Source organism: Agrobacterium sp. 16-2014-1-2a (assembly GCF_053522705.1).
This window is the reverse complement of the sequence record NZ_JBNWBX010000001.1, coordinates 1382560-1398986: the sequence shown is the minus strand read 5'-3', so window position 1 is coordinate 1398986 and position 16427 is coordinate 1382560. Positions and strand designations below refer to the sequence as shown.

Sequence of the window (16427 nt, the reverse complement as noted above, 5' to 3'; positions counted from 1 at the left end):
GGTATTTCAGATGGTTGGGTCTTTTTAGGTTCTAGCGCGTCGCCGTCCTGCGCTCGTTCAGCTCCAGAAAGGCGCAGCCGCGTGCCGCAATGCCGCCGTCGTCAGTGGCGGCAAGGTCGCCCAGAATGTCGGCAATGCTGGTTTTAGCGAGTTCCGCCCGATAGGCTTTCTCCGCCTTCAGCATCGCGGCGTTGATGCCGCAGGGCTTGGTGAAATAACGTCCCGGCAAGGGGTTCGGCCCGCGCTGGCGAATTTCCGCGCAGCGAAAGGCAGGCTGTGGTCCCTCCACGGCCAGAACAATATCAAGCAGGGTAATCTTGTCGGTTGTCCGGGCCAGACGATAACCGCCCTTCGGCCCCGGTACAGTGGAAACTATTCCGGCACCGGAAAGCAATTGCAGGTGCTTCAAGAGATAACTCGTGGAAACGCCATGGAATTCTGCCAGCGCCGCCGCCGAAAGCACGCCGCCTTCGGAAAGTCCCGCTAACATGCCTACGCTGTGAATGGCCTGTTCAACGCCGTCGCCGAGTTTCATCCGATTTGCTCACGTTTGGTTTGCTTTAGTATCGTGGATATTATTTATCCATGATTATGCATTCCTGTCAAGCAGCTCTGTTCCGCTCTTCTTTTTTCAAGGTTTCTCACTACCTTGAAGGCGTGAAACACGCTGAGTCTCCCATTTCCGGCACGCATGTCGGCACCTTGCCCCTTTCATTCCAGAAATGGTTTGCCGAAAAAGGGTGGTCCCCGCGCGCGCATCAATTGGAGCTGATGGCTCGGGCGCGTGGCGGCGAAAACATGCTGCTGATTGCACCGACGGGTGCCGGCAAGACGCTGGGCGGCTTCATGGCGTCGCTCACCGATCTTGCTGAACGCGGCAAGGTGCCGCCGGGCTCCGCCTTTGTCGGCGTGCACACGCTTTACATCTCGCCGCTCAAGGCACTTGCGGTGGATATCGAACGCAATCTCACCAAGCCTGTCACGGAAATGGGCCTGCCGATCTCAATCGAAACCCGCACCGGCGATACGCCGCAGGCAAAACGCCAACGCCAGAAGGTCAAACCGCCCGATATTCTCCTGACGACGCCGGAACAGGTGTCGCTGCTGCTTGCCAACAAGGAAGCCGAGCGCTTTTTCCGCGACCTGAAATATGTGGTGCTGGATGAGCTGCACTCGCTCGTCACCTCCAAGCGTGGCCATCTGCTGTCGCTCGCGCTCGCGCGGGTGCGCAGGCACGCGCCGCATGTCCGCTTCATTGGCCTTTCCGCCACGGTGGCGGAGCCGATGGATTTGCGCCGTTACCTGGCACCGCAGGGGCAGGGAGAACCGCCCGCAGGTCTTATAACAGTGGAAGGCGGAGCCAAGCCAAACATCGCCATTCTGCAGACGGAGGAGCGTATTCCATGGTCCGGCCATTCCGCGCGCTACGCCATGAAGGATTTGTATCCCGCTCTGAAGGCGCACCAGACGACGCTCATCTTCGTGAACACCCGTTCGCAGGCGGAACGGATTTTTCAGGAACTCTGGAATGTAAACGACGATAATCTTCCGATCGCCTTGCATCACGGTTCGCTGGATGCCGGACAGCGCCGCCGGGTGGAGGCCGCAATGGCTGAAAATAAATTGCGCGCGGTCGTCGCCACCTCCACGCTCGATCTCGGCATAGACTGGGGCGATGTCGATCTCGTCGTGCATGTCGGCGCGCCAAAGGGGGCGAGCCGCCTTGCCCAGCGCATCGGCCGCGCCAATCACCGCATGGATGAGCCGTCAAAGGCAATCCTCGTTCCCGCCAACCGTTTCGAGGTGATGGAGTGCCGGGCCGCACTCGATGCGAACTATATCGGCGCGCAGGATACGCCCCCCATCGCGCAAGGCGCACTGGATGTTCTTGCCCAGCATGTGCTCGGTATGGCCTGCGCCGAACCTTTCGATGCGGATGATCTCTATCGTGAAGTGACAAGCGCTTCACCCTATGCAGATCTACCGCGTTCTACCTTCGACCGCGTCGTGGATTTTACCGCTACCGGTGGATACGCACTGCGCACCTATGAACGTTACGCCCGCATCCGCCAGATGAAGGACGGCCGCTGGCGTGTCTCCAATCCTGCGGTCGCGCAGCAATATCGCCTCAACCTCGGCACCATCGTCGAGGCTGCGGAACTCAATGTCCGCATGGTCAAGCGCAATGCCAAGGGCTCGGTCGGACGCGGCGGCATGTCGCTCGGCAAGGTCGAGGAATATTTCCTCGAGCAGCTGGTGCAGGGCGATACCTTCCTGTTTGCCGGCAAGGTTCTGCGCTTCGAAGGCATCCGGGAGAATGAATGCCTGGTGTCGCAGGCCTTTTCGATAGACCCGAAGATACCCTCCTATGCCGGCGGCAAGTTTCCGCTTTCCACCTACCTTGCGGACCAGGTGCGCTCCATGCTGTCCGATCCCGCCCGCTGGCAGTCGCTGCCGGATCAGGTGCGCGACTGGCTGGCAATCCAGAAGGAAAAATCGATCATTCCCAAGCGCGACGAGCTGCTGGTCGAGACATTTCCCTTCCGCAAACGCTTCTTCATGGTCATGTATCCTTTTGAGGGGCGTCTGGCTCACCAGACCCTCGGCATGCTTCTGACACGGCGGCTGGAACGGGCGGGCGCAAAGCCCATGGGCTTCGTTGCTACCGATTATTCGCTCGCCATCTGGGCCATGGAGGATATTGGCAGGCGGCTGAAATCCCGCCGCCTGTCGTTGGCGGAACTTCTCGACGAGGACATGCTGGGCGACGATCTCGAGGCGTGGCTGGACGAATCCTTCATGCTGAAGCGGACCTTCCGCAACTGTGCTGTCATTTCCGGCCTCATCGAACGCCGCCATCCCGGCAAGGAAAAGACGGGCCGTCAGGTCACGGTCTCCGCCGATCTTATTTATGACGTTCTTCGCAGCCATGAGCCGGATCATATTCTGCTGGAGGCAACCAGACGTGATGCGGCGGCGGGACTTTTGGACATTGGCCGTCTTGGCGATATGCTGAAGCGAATCAAGGGTCACACCACCCATCGTGCGCTGGAGCACGTCTCGCCGCTTGCCGTTCCCGTCATGCTGGAAATCGGCCGCGAGACGGTGGCGGGCGAGGCGATGGATCAGGTGCTGGCCGAGGCCGCAGACGAGCTTATCGCCGAAGCCATGTCCTGAAGCATCAAACTGGAATGAAGGAACGACCACAAAAGTGCTGAGCCGACTGACATTGAGCGACAGGTTTTCCAATGGCTTCGAATGCCTTGGCAGCGAAACTGCCATCAACGGCGTCGCCGCCTGGTGTGACCCGTTGGGTGGTCTTTACCTGCCCGATCTGTCGCTGCTGGTTGTCTCGGACCTGCATCTGGAAAAAGGTGCGGCCTTTGCCCGGCGCGGGCGCATGCTGCCGCCTTACGACACGATCGCTACCCTCAAAATCCTGTCTTCCCTTGTCAGCCGTTACGATCCGAAGATCGTCGTCAGCCTCGGCGACAATTTCCACGATCGGGTCGGGTCCGAGCATCTGCCGCTTATGCTGCGCGAACTGATCCGCGAGATGGCCCGTGGCCGTGACTGGATATGGATCAACGGCAATCACGATCCGGATGGCACGGTCGATCTGCCTGGGTCTTCGGTAGATGAGATGTTTTACGGCAATCTCGTTTTCCGCCACGAGCCTAAGGTAGGAGATGCCGCGGGTGAAATCGCAGGCCATCTGCATCCCTCCGCCACTGTTCGCCGCCGCGAAAAAACGGTGCGGCGCCCCTGTTTCGCCACCGATGGTTCCCGCCTGTTGATGCCGGCCTTCGGGGTGATGAGCGGCGGACTGGATTTGCGGCACAAGGCCATGCGCGGTCTCTTTGACCACACTGCACTCGTCGCGCATCTGATGGGGCGGGACCGTATCTATTCGGTACGGTTTTCAAATCTGCTCGGCTGAGCGCATCGCTTCGCCCGTCTATTGGCGGTATACCAGCACCGGTATCTTCGAGTTTTTCAGCACCTTGGCCGTAACGCTGCCGACAAGCATCTCGACGAAGCTTCTGCGCCGGTGTGAAGCCATGGCGATGAGGTCGCAGCCGGTCCTGTTGGCGATTTCGACAATCGCCTCATCCGGCCGTCCCGCCCGCGCCAGCAGGGCTTCGCAATCCAGCCCCATCGATGCGGCGTGCGCCTGCGTATCTCTCAGAAAATGCTCCGCCTCCTCGCAACGGTGGAATTCCTCTTCGGCAATGGCGGCAATGTCCTCGACATCGCTGGCAATCACGTGAAAGGGTTCGGACACCGTCACGACGGTCACCTTTGCGCCTGCCTCTCTGGCGAGAGCGAACCCTTGGTCGATTGCGATCTGCGCCAGCGGCGAGCCATCGGTGGGAATGAGAATGTGCTTGAACATGACATTTCTCCTTTTCATCCCGGTCACAACCGCACTTGCCGCCATAAGCTGCGTACGTGGTTGTAACGTCTTGAATTTTACCGCAAACCATTGAAGGAAGCGAACGCTATCTTTTACGCCGAGGGCGAAAGACGCGCTCTTTTACGGGAATGAAAAACACTCAGTCCTTGCGGAAAATAATACTGGCACTCCAGCCCGTGACGACGGCGAGGAGAACGCACAGCGCGCCATAGGCAAGCGGTGTCTGATGCGCGGCATCGGTGATTGCCTGTTCCATGCCGGTCTTGACGACGCGCAGTTTCAGCTCGCGCTGGGCAATGAAATTGCCGCTCTTGAAGAGATAGGCACGGGCGGTATGTACGCCGTTCGGGACGTTGGCGGGCAGGCGCAGGGTTGCCCAGAACAGGCCGGTGCGTTCAAGCCGCACGCCGGTCGTGTCGTTGCGATAGATGCCGCTTGAAAGCCGCAGGCGCCGATAGGCCTCCTGAAAATCGAAGACATTGTCGGGCACGCCGGAAAACACCGCACTTTTGAGCGACAGATGTTCGACACCCAGCCCCATTGCCCGCAAGGTGCCAGGCGAAGCGACGGCGCTGATATCGCGCGTGCTGGCCATGGAATAGGATTCCGGCAGCGGCGTGAAGGTGATGGCGCTGGTATTGATCCAGATACCGGCCACGCGCTCCTTCTTGCGCACGGTCATGTAGTCGCTGGGGCCTTCGAGGGTAACAACGATATCATATTGGCCGATAGCGAGCAGCAACTGGTCGGTGTTGTTAAGGGCGCCGAAAAGCGTGAAATCCGCCCCGCGAAAATCGGAGGTGATCGGAATCTCCGTCGTTGATGCGCCGATTTCGATATTTTCCTGCAAGGACCGCTGCTGTGTGCCGGGAGGCAGGGCAAGCGGCGGTGTCTGCGCCGAAGCGGTAAAGGCAAGGCAGGAACCGATAAGCAGAAAGGCGCAAAGCAGCAGGCGGTGGGTCAATAACCTAACCCTCCGACGGCGACCGAAAACAGGTCTTCGGGGCGAACAACCAGTGCCACGGCAAGGCGAAGGGCGACTGCAAGCACCAGAAGCGCCAAAAGCGCGCGCAGTTGTTCGCCGCGCAGTTTCTGCCCGACGCGCACGCCATATTGCGCGCCGATGACGCCCGCGACCATCAGGATGAAGGCCAGCACAACATCGACGGAATAGTTCGTCGCGGCCTGAACGATGGTCGTATAGGCGGTAACGAAAATGATCTGGAACAGCGAGGTCCCGACAACGACGTTGGTCGGAATACGCAGAAGATAAATCATTGCCGGCACCATGATGAAGCCGCCGCCGACACCCATGATCGAGGTCAGGATGCCAATACCGAAACCCAGCGTGACGACGGGAATGATGCTGAGATAGATCTTCGACTTCTTGAACCGCATTTTCAGCGGCAGGCGGTGAACCCAGTTGTGATGGCCGGGGCGGCGCAGTGTCACCGTCTCATTACGGGCAGCACGGCGCAGGGCGGAAATGCTCTCCTTCAGCATCAAGGTGCCGACAGTGCCGAGCAGGATGACATAAAGCAGCGAAACGATGAGATCGAGCTGGCCGATGCTGCGCAGGAAGGAAAATATCCACACGCCCACCGTCGCGCCTACAAGACCGCCGACCAGCAGGACGCTCCCAAGCTTCACATCCAGCGTTCCGCGCCGGAAGTGCGTGATCGAGCCGGAGACGGAAGAGGCCACCACCTGGTTTGCGCCCGTCGCCACAGCCACTACGGGCGGAATATTGTAAAAAATCAACAATGGGGTGATGAGAAAACCGCCCCCCACACCGAACATGCCGGAAAGAAAACCGACGGCCGCGCCCATGCCGAGAATGATGAAAATGTTCACCGACAGTTCTGCAATCGGCAGATAGACAGTCACGGCTCGGACCTCGGGCAAATGGTTCCGGGCGGCAGGGCTTGTCCGGGTGTGGGGCCGCGCCGCGATTTACATTTTCTGTCTGAAAAGACCGGGCATGCCCAGCCTTCATCCGTCATGCCCGCGAGGGTCCGACGTGTCAACATTCAACGGTAAATACGTTGATAATTTGGAAAGATAGCGATCAGGCGTGGGAGCAGCGCCACATTCCGGCGCCAAACTGTAGGGAAGCGGCCGGGAAGGCCGCCTCATCCGTTGCGAAACGGTTATTTGTTGCGGGCGAGCAGCGCTGTCACCAGCTCGTTGGTGATGCGCCCGTCGGGTGTCTGGCCAACGGATTTCTGGAAATCCTTGATGGCGGTAACCGTGTTCTTGCCAAGCTTGCCGTCGGGCTGGCCGGCATCGAAACCGTTCTTGTTCAGGATTGCCTGAATGTTGCGGATAGCCTTTTCCATGTCCACGGAGGCAGTCTTCACGCCGTCCTTGCCAGCCCATTCCTCGGGCGGGTTGACACTGTTGGCGTCTTCCGAAAGCGGCTTGACCTTCCACGCGTCGGCTTTCGCACGTGCACTCTGAAGCTGCTGCGGGTTCATCGCTCCCGCAACCTCGTCACGCTTCTGGGCAGCGTCCGTGTCGCCATCCTTGGCCGCAATGGAGAACCACTTGTAGGATTCCTCGATATCCTGCTTCACGCCGCTTCCGCGCGCGTAGAGAATGGCAAGGTTGAACTGGCTGTCGCGGACACCGAGTTCGGAAGCCTTGATGAACCATTGCGCGGCGGTGGTGAAATCCGGCTGGCCGGCCGCATCGGAGGCGAGCAGGACGGCGAGATTGTGCATGGCGCCTGCATTGCCCTGTTCGGCTGCCAGCGTGTAATAGCGCTTCGCCTCGGAAAGGTTGCGCTCGACGCCATTCGCCTTCTCGTAAAGGTTGGCGAGACGATATTGTGCGGGAGCAAGGCCGCGATCCGCAGCCAGCTTGTACCATTTGGCGGCCTCCGCGCGATCGGCGGCAAGGCCGCGACCCTCGGTGTAGCGTGCTGCGATCTCGTACAGCGCCTGCGTGTCGCCCTTCGCTGCGGCTTCCGCCAGCGATGCTGGCTCGATACCGGCGGGAACTACAATCGCGCCCTGGGCGGCGGCAGTTGTGGTAGCGGCCTGCACCGGTGCCTGCGGCTCACTCTGTGCGACAGTGCCTGATGTCGCCGCATCCACAGCGGGCGCATCGGCAACAGGCGGTTCATTGGCAAGCGGCGCGCCGCCAATGGTACGCGGATCGATGGTGTTTTCCGATGGTGCTGCGTTTTCGATGCTGTCGGCGGATGCTGCCTCTTGCGGATCGATAGCCAGTTCGGACGGAATGGTCACGGCCTTGTCGCCGGTCTCGGGAAGTGCGGAGACCGGGGCGTCGCCCATCTTCTCTTCGATGACCGGTGCCGGGGCTTCCGCGCCGCCCATCATCGTCTTGACGAGCGGCATGGCCATCATCGCAAGAAGAATGGCGCCGATGCCGAGCAGCAGCGGGCGACGATAACGTGAAAGCGCCGAAGCGTCGGCCTTGCGATTTTTCTTGCCGGTCTCAAGCTTCTCCGGTGAGGTTTCCATGGCGGCAGCCTGCGCTGCGCGACGGGCCGCGGCGATGAAATCCGTGCGGCCTTCTGCATCCGCCGCCTTGCCGCTGGAAGCGACCTGGCTGGCGCGCACCCGTTCCAGTATTTTCTTGATATCAGGTGCGCCGGAGCCGGGCTCCAGAAGTTCGTTCTCCTGGCCCGCGGGTAGCACGTCGATCGGATCGAGCGAGGGGGCGGGTTCCACCTGCGTGCGGGTGGTGGTTGCCGATACGGGTTCCTCTGCCGATTTGGCGGTCTTCGCCGTGCCGGTTTTGAAACGCTTGGTCAGGCCGGCAAGCAGGCTCTTTTTCTCTGCTTTTGCGGGTTTTGCAGCGGCGGGCGGCACGATTGCTATCGCATCCGCGCCGTTTTCGCCGGCATCGCGCGTGTCTTCGAGAATAAGCTGTTCTTCGGTGATGTAGCCCTCTTGCGGGAAGATGGCGGCCGGCATGGCCACGTCTTCGCGTGCGGGCGTAATCATATGCTGCGCGACGTTGCGTGGCGCTGCCTCTTCGCGATAGGCGGGAGCGGGAGCGCGATTATCAAGGCTGTCCAGTCGACCGGCAATCTGCACCAGCGTCTCGTGCAGCGCCTCGAAGGTGCGGTGCGTGCGTTCTTCCGTGTTGCGGCTCAGTGCCTCGAGGCTGCGTAGATCGGTGGCAAGATCGGTCAGCATCGTCATATCGGCGAGGTTTGCGCCGGAGGAGACATTGTTGCGCGTAAAGGCGTCCAGAACGGCCTCGGCCGCCTGTCGAGCCGCTTCGATGATATATTCATCGTTGGACGCCATGTAGTCCTCGATCGCCGACATGCGGGCATCGAGTTCTGGCGACATGCCCGCCGGCTGGTGATGACCCGGCTGGCTGATTAGCGAGGAGAGATGGGCGATCTGATTTTCGAGGCTGAGCAAAGCTCCGCTGTCGGCGGGTGCGGCATGGGCGGTCTCGTCCAGACGGGCCGCGATATCGCCAAGCCGTTCTTCCAGGCGCGAAAAAGTGCCTTCGTTGAAACCAGCAACGGGCTGCGGCTGGCTGTAGCGATAGTCAAGGTCTTCGATGCGCCGGGAAAGCGTGTCGAGCCGTTCCGCCAGGCCGTCATTGACGGTGCCGTGATCCAGCGCGTCGATCTTGCGGGAAATGTCGCTGAGGAACGATGTTAGTTCCGCCTGCTGTGAGGGGCGCTGCGAACGCTCCAGAAGCAGGGAAAGCTGGTCCAGTCGCTCGTGCAGCTGTGCCGCGTCGCGCGCCGTGCTCAATTCGTCGATCTTGGCGGCCAGCGTTTCGAGACGGGCGGTGAGATCCACAGCAGGATCGGGCTTTGCGGCGGCAATACGATTGATATCACCGAGCTGTTCGGCAAGGCCGTTCAGGCGGGTTTCCAGCCGCTGTGCCAGTGCGTTGTCGGTGGCCTGTGCATTGTTGGAGCGGGCGCCAGTAGCGGCAATGGCGCGGCTGATTTCATCCAGTCGCTGGTCCAGACCGGAAAACTGTTCGGTAAAGGCAGCCTCGTTCGGCTGCATATGCTTGCCGAGCTGCTCCACCGCGCTTGCGATGGTGATCAGCTTTTCCTCAAGCACGCGCACGGCGGGATTGTTGCTCATGCCGCCGAGCTGGGTTTTGATGTCGTCGAGACGATAGGCGAGCGAGACGATTTCATCCTGCAGCGAGGCCGTGTCGAAACCGCGCAACGTGTCTTCCACGGTGTTCCAGCGGCTTTCGATCCGATGTACGCTGTCTTCACGCGCAAGCTGATCGATGGTGAGGCGCAGGTCATCGAATTCATTGCGCAGCCCGTAGGCATCGGGAGAGGCCAGATTGCCGAGCTGGTCGATGCTGCCGGCAAGCCTTGCAATATCGTCGCGCAGGTCGCCGATGAACTGCTGGTCTTCCGCGATCGCGCGAATGTTTCGGATTTCGGCTCGCAGCCCTTGCGCTTCGCGCGCCACGCCCTCTGAGATATCGTGCTTCAGCTCATGCCGCAGGTTGACGAGCGCCTGCGCGATCTCCTGCAAGGCCGCGTCGTTTCGCTGCTGCTCCTGATAGGGCGGGATGGAGCGCGCGCGCGGTGCGGGGTTGGCCGCCGCGTTCTGCACGTCGTTCGGCCGGTATTCAGGCGCAAGCGGTCTGGTAATGGTTCGTTCCGGGCGCGCAACCGGCTCCTGCGGGCGCTGGAAGCTTGCCTCAAGCAGGCGCTGGCGCTGGCGGATTTCGTTGACGGGGTCGAGTTGCGGCGGGGTGACGGTGGCGCGTGGCTCGCGCGGCGCGGCATGGGCCTCGTTTTTCGGCTCAGCTGTCGTGGCCCGGGGGTCGCGCGGAAATTTCTGGCTCATCAGCCCTTCGATGCGGGCTTCAAGGCCTTCAATGGTGCGATTGAGAGCATCAAGAGACGACCTGTCGCTCGGGCTTTGGTTTTTCGATCGCAATCCGTTCATCTTCTCGCTCGCTTCGCTTCCGTCCGGCGTGCCCGGTGTTTGTTGCAACGGCTACCCGCCTGATAATGCCGTCGCACAACATGCAGCAATTCTAGAGCCGGTATTTGCCCCCAATGGAGGAAAATGCTTCGATTGACGAAGCAGTTACCTCGTGTCGGAGAATTCACGAAACGTGGTAAAGAAGTGGTTAACTATGGTTGGAATTTTTTAACTTTTGCGGCGCGTAACGCTTTCGCGTGGGGCTGGCCAAGCATTGCGCGGAAAAAGGGCCATGACATTCGACCGGAATTTATTTGACGTTTACGCGCACGTCAAATATTGTCATCCCATATCGGCCGGATCGGCTCCGGCTTTCACGATGCGGAGGAACATCGGTAATGCCTGTTTACAAGGCCCCAGTTAAAGACACGCTTTTTATTCTGAACGACGTTCTTGGCCTCGAGCGGTATAACAACCTGCCCGGCTTCGAGGATGCAACCCCCGACATGATCGAGGCTATTACCGGCGAGGCGGCGAAACTTGCCGAGGAGCGGCTTTTCCCGCTGAACCTGTCTGGCGATCAACAGGGCTGCAAGCGTGCAGATGATGGTTCGGTTTCCGTTCCTGATGGTTTCAAGGAGGCTTACGACGCCTATTGTGAAGGCGGCTGGATCGGCCTCGCCGTACCGCCGGAATTCGGCGGGCAGGGCCTGCCCTATACGCTGCATGCGGCGATTGGCGAGTATATGTCGTCCGCCAACCTGTCGCTGATGATGTATCCCGGCTTGACGCAGGGCGCCATCGCTGCCGTCCTCGTCCATGGCACGCAGGAGCAGAAAGAAACCTATCTGCCGAAGATGGTCGAGGGAACATGGTCCGGCACCATGAACCTGACGGAACCCCATTGCGGCACCGATCTCGGCCTGCTGCGCACAAAAGCAGTTCCGCAGGGCGACGGCAGCTACAAGATTTCCGGCCAGAAGATCTTCATTTCGGCCGGCGAACATTCCATGACTGATAATATCGTCCATCTGGTGATTGCCCGCATCGAGGGCGCGCCGGAAGGCACCAAGGGTATTTCGCTGTTCATCGTGCCGAAATTCCTCGTGAAGGAGGACGGTTCGCTCGGCGAGCGCAACGGCGTCACCTGCGGCGCGATCGAACACAAGATGGGCATCCACGGCAACGCCACCTGCGTCATGAACTATGACGATGCGACGGGGTATCTCTTGGGTGCGGAGAACAAGGGTCTCTCCGCCATGTTCGTGATGATGAACGAAGCCCGCCTCGGCGTCGGCCTTCAGGGCCTGTCCGTGGGTGAGATCGCCTATCAGAATGCGGTCGAATATGCCCGCGAGCGCATTCAGGGCCGTTCACTTTCCGGGGCAAAATTCCCCGATAAAAAGGCCGATCCTATCATCGTGCACCCGGATATCCGCCGTACGCTGATGACTATCAAGGCCTATAACGAGGCTGGTCGCGCCTTCCTTCTGTGGACCGCGCTGCAATCCGATATCGCCCATCGGTCGACCGATGAGAAAGAGCGTCAGACGGCAGATGACCTGCTCGGTCTCGTCACGCCGATCCTCAAGGGCGTGCTGACTGACAAGGGCTTCGACCATGCCGTCATGGCGCAGCAGGTCTTCGGCGGTCACGGCTATATCGAGGAACATGGCATGAGCCAATATGTCCGCGATGCCCGCATCACCATGATCTATGAGGGTGCGAACGGCATTCAGGCGCTCGATCTGGTCGGTCGCAAGCTCGGCATGAATGGCGGCCGTGCCGTCATGGCGCTGTTCAAGGAAATCGGCGATTTCTGCGAGGAAAACCGCGCCGACGAAAAGCTTAGCCTCTACACCAAGGGCCTGAAGAAGGGCTTGAACGATCTACAGGCCGCAACCATGTGGTTCATGCAGAACGCCATGGCCAAGCCAGACAATGCCGGTGCCGGTTCGACCGATTACATGCACCTCTTCGGTATCGTGGTGCTGGGTTACATGCAGGCCCGCATGGCGAAGGCGGCGGGCGAAGCCCTTGCGGCAGGTAGCACTTCGGACGAGGATTTCCTCAAGACCAAGCTTGTCACGGCGAAGTTTTATATGGAGCGCATCATGCCGGAAACGGCGCTACGCAAGGCCCGCATCGAAACCGGCGCGGACACCATGATGGAACTGGCTGCGGAAGCATTCTGACAACGAAGGTTTTTGATGGTTACCAAGGCAGATTTAAAAGATTGGGTAGTCGAGGCGCTGAAGGCGAATAATGGCGAGGGATCGATTCTGTACGTGGCGAAGTACATTTGGGATCATCACCAAAATGACCTGCATGGGCACGATCTCTTTTATTCGTGGCAATATGACATGCGGTGGGCGGCGACAGAATTGAGAAAAAAGGGGCGCCTTGTTGCCGCTGATGATGATCGTCGCGGAAAATGGACGCTTAAATGAGCTTTGTGCACTGAGAATCCAGTGCAAGGGAGAGAGTTAATGACCGACGTTTACATTTATGACCATGTCCGCACCCCGCGCGGACGCGGCAAGAAGGATGGCAGCCTGCATGAGGTGCCCTCCGTTCGCCTTGCCGCCAAGACGCTGGAAGCCATCCGCGACCGCAACGGGCTCGATACGTCTGCTGTCGATGACATCATCATGGGCTGTGTCGATCCCGTCATGGATGCTGGTGCAGTTATCCCGAAAGCCGCCGCCTTCGAGGCCGGTTATTCCAACAAGGCACCGGGAATGCAGATCTCGCGCTTCTGCGCTTCAGGTCTCGATGCCATCAACTTCGCGGCCGGCAAGGTCAAGGCAGGCTCCGACGATATCGTCATTGCCGGCGGCGTGGAAAGCATGTCGCGCGTCGGCATGGGCATGTCTGGTGGCGCCTGGTACATGGACCCTTCGGTCAACTTCCCCGCCTTCTTCATGCCGCAGGGCGTGTCGGCAGATCTCATCGCCACGAAATACGGTTTCTCCAGGGACGATGTCGACGCCTATGCTGTCGAAAGCCAGAAGCGCGCCGCGCACGCCTGGGAAAAGGGCTATTTCAGCAAGTCTGTTATCCCCGTGAAGGACCGCAACGGCCTGACGATCCTCGACCGCGACGAACATATGCGCCCCGGTACGGACATGCAGGCGCTGGCTTCCCTCAACCCCTCTTTCCAGATGCCGGGTGAAATGGGCGGCTTCGAAGCCGTTGGCATCATGGCGCACCCGGAAGTGGAGCGTATCAACTACGTGCACCATGCGGGCAATTCGTCCGGTATCGTCGATGGCGCGGCCGCCGTTCTGGTTGGTTCCAAGGCGGGCGGCGAGGCTATGGGCGTGAAACCGCGTGCCCGCATCAGGGCGTTCGCCAATATCGGTTCCGATCCGGCGCTGATGCTGACCGGCCCGGTGGATGTGACCGAGAAGCTTCTGAAAAAGACCGGGATGTCGCTTGCAGATATCGATCTTTTCGAACTCAACGAGGCCTTCGCCGCCGTCGTGCTGCGTTACATGCAGGCCTTCGACATCAGCCACGACAGGATGAACGTCAATGGCGGGGCAATCGCCATGGGCCATCCGCTGGGTGCGACAGGAGCGATGATCCTCGGCACGGTGCTTGACGAGTTGGAGCGGCGCGATCTGAACACCGCGCTCGTCACGCTCTGCATCGGCGCGGGCATGGGCACAGCGACCGTTATCGAGCGTGTTTGAGTTACGGAGGGCTAACCCCAGGCTCCTCATCCCTGTGCTCGTCACAGGGATCCCAGCAGCGCCGCGTCTGCGGCGCGCGAGAGTCTTCCAGCCCAAAGACTTGGGCTGACTGGGTTCCTGTGACAGGCACGGGAATGAGGGATCGGGAAGTCCGGCGAAACGAAATTCAGGGAAGAGGAATCCCAAGATGAGCACTTATACCAATTTCACCATCGATACGGACGCAGACGGCATTGCCCTTGTCACCTGGGATATGCCGGAAAAGTCAATGAATGTCTTCACTTCCGAGGTGATGGACGAACTGAACGCCATCGTTGACGCAACTGTCGCCGACGCTGGCGTAAAGGGTGTTGTCTTCACCTCCGGCAAGAGCACGTTTTCCGGCGGTGCCGATCTTTCGATGATCAAGTCGATGTTCTCCTTCTACAATGACGAGAAGGCGAAGGACCCGGATCAGGCAGCCGCCAAGCTGTTCGAACTGGTCGGCCGCATGACCGGCTTGTTCCGCAAGCTGGAGACCAACGGCAAGCCCTGGGTCTCAGCCATCAACGGCACCTGCATGGGCGGCGCTTTCGAGCTGTCGCTTGCCTGCCACGGTCGCGTCGCGTCGAATGCCAAGAGCCTCAAGATAGCCCTTCCTGAAGTCAAGGTCGGCATTTTCCCTGGTGCCGGCGGCACCCAGCGCGTGCCGCGCCTGACCGATGCGCAATCAGCATTGCAGATGATGACCACCGGTCAGTCGCTGACCGGCGCGCGCGCCAAGGCCATGGGGCTGGTTCATCAGGTGGTGGAGCCGGATCAGCTCATTTCCGCTGCCAAGCAAATGATCAAGGACGGCCTGAAGCCGGTTGCCCCCTGGGATGAAAAAGGCTTCAAGGCCCCCGGCGGCGGCATCTGGACGCCGGCCGCTGCCCAGCTCTGGCCGGCCGCTCCGGCGATCCTGCGCCGTGAAAGCGCCGGCAACTATCCGGCAGCACTTGCTATCCTGAAATGCGTCTATGAGGGTCTGCAATTGCCGTTCGATACGGCGTTGAAGGTGGAGCAGCGTTATTTCACCGAAATCCTTCGTTCGAAGGAAGCCTTCGGCATGATCCGCTCGCTGTTCGTTTCCATGCAGGAACTGGGCAAGGGCGCGCGCCGCCCGGCCGGTCAGCCGAAGACGGAGTTCAGAAAGGTCGGCGTCGTCGGCGCGGGCTTCATGGGCGCTGCCGTTGCTTATGTCACTGCCGCAGCCGGTATCCCCGTCACGCTGGTGGACCGCGATCAGGAAGCCGCCGACAAGGGCAAGGGCCATTGCGAGGAAAGCGTCAAGGCCGCCATTGGCAAGGGCAGGCTGACGCAGGATGAAGGCAAGGCCTTGCTCGACCTCGTTACCCCGACAGCGGATTACGCGGCGCTCTCCGACGCCGATCTCGTCATCGAGGCCGTCTTTGAAGACCGCGACGTGAAGAAGGCCGTCATCGAGGCCGTGGAAGCCGTGTTGCCGCAAGGCGCAATTTTCGCCTCCAACACCTCCACCTTGCCGATCACCGGGCTTGCGAAGAACTCCAAGCGCCCGGTGGATTTCATCGGCATCCACTTCTTCTCGCCGGTCGAGAAGATGATGCTGACGGAAGTCATCCTGGGCAAGGAAACGGGTGACAAGGCGCTGGCGGTCGCGCTGGATTATGTGGCCAAGATCAGGAAGACGCCGATTGTCGTCAACGATACGCGCGGCTTCTTCGTCAATCGCTGCGTGCTGCGTTACATGGCGGAAAGCTACGACATGCTGATCGAGGGTGTGCCGCCCGCCATGATCGAGAATGCCGCGAAATTCGCCGGCATGCCGGTCGGCCCGCTGGCGCTGAACGACGAAGTGGCAATCGATCTTTCCTACAAGATCCTGAAAGCAACCGTCGCCGATCTCGGTGAAAAGGCTGTCGATCCGCGCCATATGGAACTGGTGAAGAAGCTGGTGGAAGGCGAGGGCCGTTTTGGCCGCAAGAACTCCAAGGGCTTTTACGACTACCCGCCAAAGCCTGCCAAGAAGTCCCTCTGGCCCGGCCTGAAGGATCTCTATCCTCAACAGAAGCCGGAGGATGTGGATATGGAAGTGCTGAAACAGCGCTTTCTGGTCACCGTGGCGCTGGAAGCCGCCCGCACCGTGGAAGAAGGCATCGTCACCGACCCGCGTGAGGCCGATGTCGGCTCCATCCTCGGTTTCGGCTTTGCGCCCTACACCGGCGGCGCCCTATCCTATATCGACGGCATGGGCGTGAAGACCTTCGTGGCGCTGGCCGAGAAGCTGAGCGAGACCTATGGCCCACGCTTCAAGCCGACGCCGCTTTTGAAGGACATGGCCGTCAAGGGCGAGACCTTCTACGGTCGCTTCGATCCCTATGGCAGCACCGCGAAAGCGGCATAAGCCTT

The 16427-nt window shown here is 60.2% G+C and carries 11 protein-coding genes; 6 read left to right on the top strand and 5 right to left on the bottom strand.

The window, feature by feature from the left end; translation table 11 throughout:
* Nucleotides 1-31: 31 nt before the first annotated feature.
* Nucleotides 32-535 (bottom strand): RrF2 family transcriptional regulator, encoded by a 504-nt coding sequence (locus ACQZ45_RS06985; protein WP_013635435.1) that lies wholly within the window; start codon nucleotides 533-535, stop codon nucleotides 32-34.
* 50 nt (nucleotides 536-585) lie between these two features.
* On the opposite strand from ACQZ45_RS06985, the gene ACQZ45_RS06980 reads away from it, so the two are divergent.
* Together ACQZ45_RS06980 and pdeM are read left to right on the top strand one after the other, a co-directional pair.
* The gene (locus ACQZ45_RS06980; protein WP_448742223.1) at nucleotides 586-3177 is read left to right on the top strand and encodes a ligase-associated DNA damage response DEXH box helicase; all 2592 of its coding nucleotides are present in this window, start codon (nucleotides 586-588) and stop codon (nucleotides 3175-3177) included.
* A gap of 34 nt (nucleotides 3178-3211) precedes the next feature.
* Nucleotides 3212-3940: a ligase-associated DNA damage response endonuclease PdeM gene (gene pdeM / locus ACQZ45_RS06975; protein ID WP_013635437.1), complete on the top strand. Its 729-nt coding sequence runs from the start codon at nucleotides 3212-3214 to the stop codon at nucleotides 3938-3940.
* Nucleotides 3941-3958: 18 nt separating this feature from the next.
* Here pdeM and ACQZ45_RS06970 read toward each other — a convergent pair whose 3' ends face one another.
* From ACQZ45_RS06970 to podJ, 4 genes are all read right to left on the bottom strand, one after another.
* Nucleotides 3959-4396 (bottom strand): universal stress protein, encoded by a 438-nt coding sequence (locus ACQZ45_RS06970; protein ID WP_003514961.1) that lies wholly within the window; start codon nucleotides 4394-4396, stop codon nucleotides 3959-3961.
* Between the two features lie 160 nt (nucleotides 4397-4556).
* The gene (locus ACQZ45_RS06965; RefSeq protein ID WP_013635439.1) at nucleotides 4557-5381 is read right to left on the bottom strand and encodes a TIGR02186 family protein; all 825 of its coding nucleotides are present in this window, start codon (nucleotides 5379-5381) and stop codon (nucleotides 4557-4559) included.
* The gene (locus ACQZ45_RS06960; protein ID WP_003514964.1) at nucleotides 5378-6304 is read right to left on the bottom strand and encodes a sulfite exporter TauE/SafE family protein; all 927 of its coding nucleotides are present in this window, start codon (nucleotides 6302-6304) and stop codon (nucleotides 5378-5380) included. Before ACQZ45_RS06960 ends, ACQZ45_RS06965 begins: the two co-directional genes overlap by 4 nt.
* A 263-nt stretch (nucleotides 6305-6567) precedes the next feature.
* Entirely contained in the window at nucleotides 6568-10341 is a 3774-nt protein-coding gene (gene podJ / locus ACQZ45_RS06955) for a cell division protein PodJ (protein ID WP_448742232.1), read from the bottom strand.
* A gap of 377 nt (nucleotides 10342-10718) precedes the next feature.
* Here podJ and ACQZ45_RS06950 point away from each other — a divergent pair, with 377 nt between their 5' ends.
* The 4 genes from ACQZ45_RS06950 to ACQZ45_RS06935 all read left to right on the top strand — a co-directional run bounded on the left by ACQZ45_RS06950 (nucleotide 10719) and on the right by ACQZ45_RS06935 (nucleotide 16422).
* Complete coding sequence (locus tag ACQZ45_RS06950; protein WP_112496709.1) at nucleotides 10719-12515, top strand: acyl-CoA dehydrogenase C-terminal domain-containing protein; 1797 nt, start codon at nucleotides 10719-10721, stop codon at nucleotides 12513-12515.
* A gap of 15 nt (nucleotides 12516-12530) precedes the next feature.
* Nucleotides 12531-12770: a hypothetical protein gene (locus ACQZ45_RS06945; RefSeq protein WP_112290896.1), complete on the top strand. Its 240-nt coding sequence runs from the start codon at nucleotides 12531-12533 to the stop codon at nucleotides 12768-12770.
* A 39-nt stretch (nucleotides 12771-12809) separates the two neighbouring features.
* Complete coding sequence (locus ACQZ45_RS06940) at nucleotides 12810-14018, top strand: acetyl-CoA C-acetyltransferase (protein ID WP_065688356.1); 1209 nt, start codon at nucleotides 12810-12812, stop codon at nucleotides 14016-14018.
* 187 nt (nucleotides 14019-14205) lie between these two features.
* Complete coding sequence (locus tag ACQZ45_RS06935; protein WP_113291996.1) at nucleotides 14206-16422, top strand: 3-hydroxyacyl-CoA dehydrogenase NAD-binding domain-containing protein; 2217 nt, start codon at nucleotides 14206-14208, stop codon at nucleotides 16420-16422.
* The last annotated feature ends 5 nt before the right edge of the window (nucleotides 16423-16427 follow it).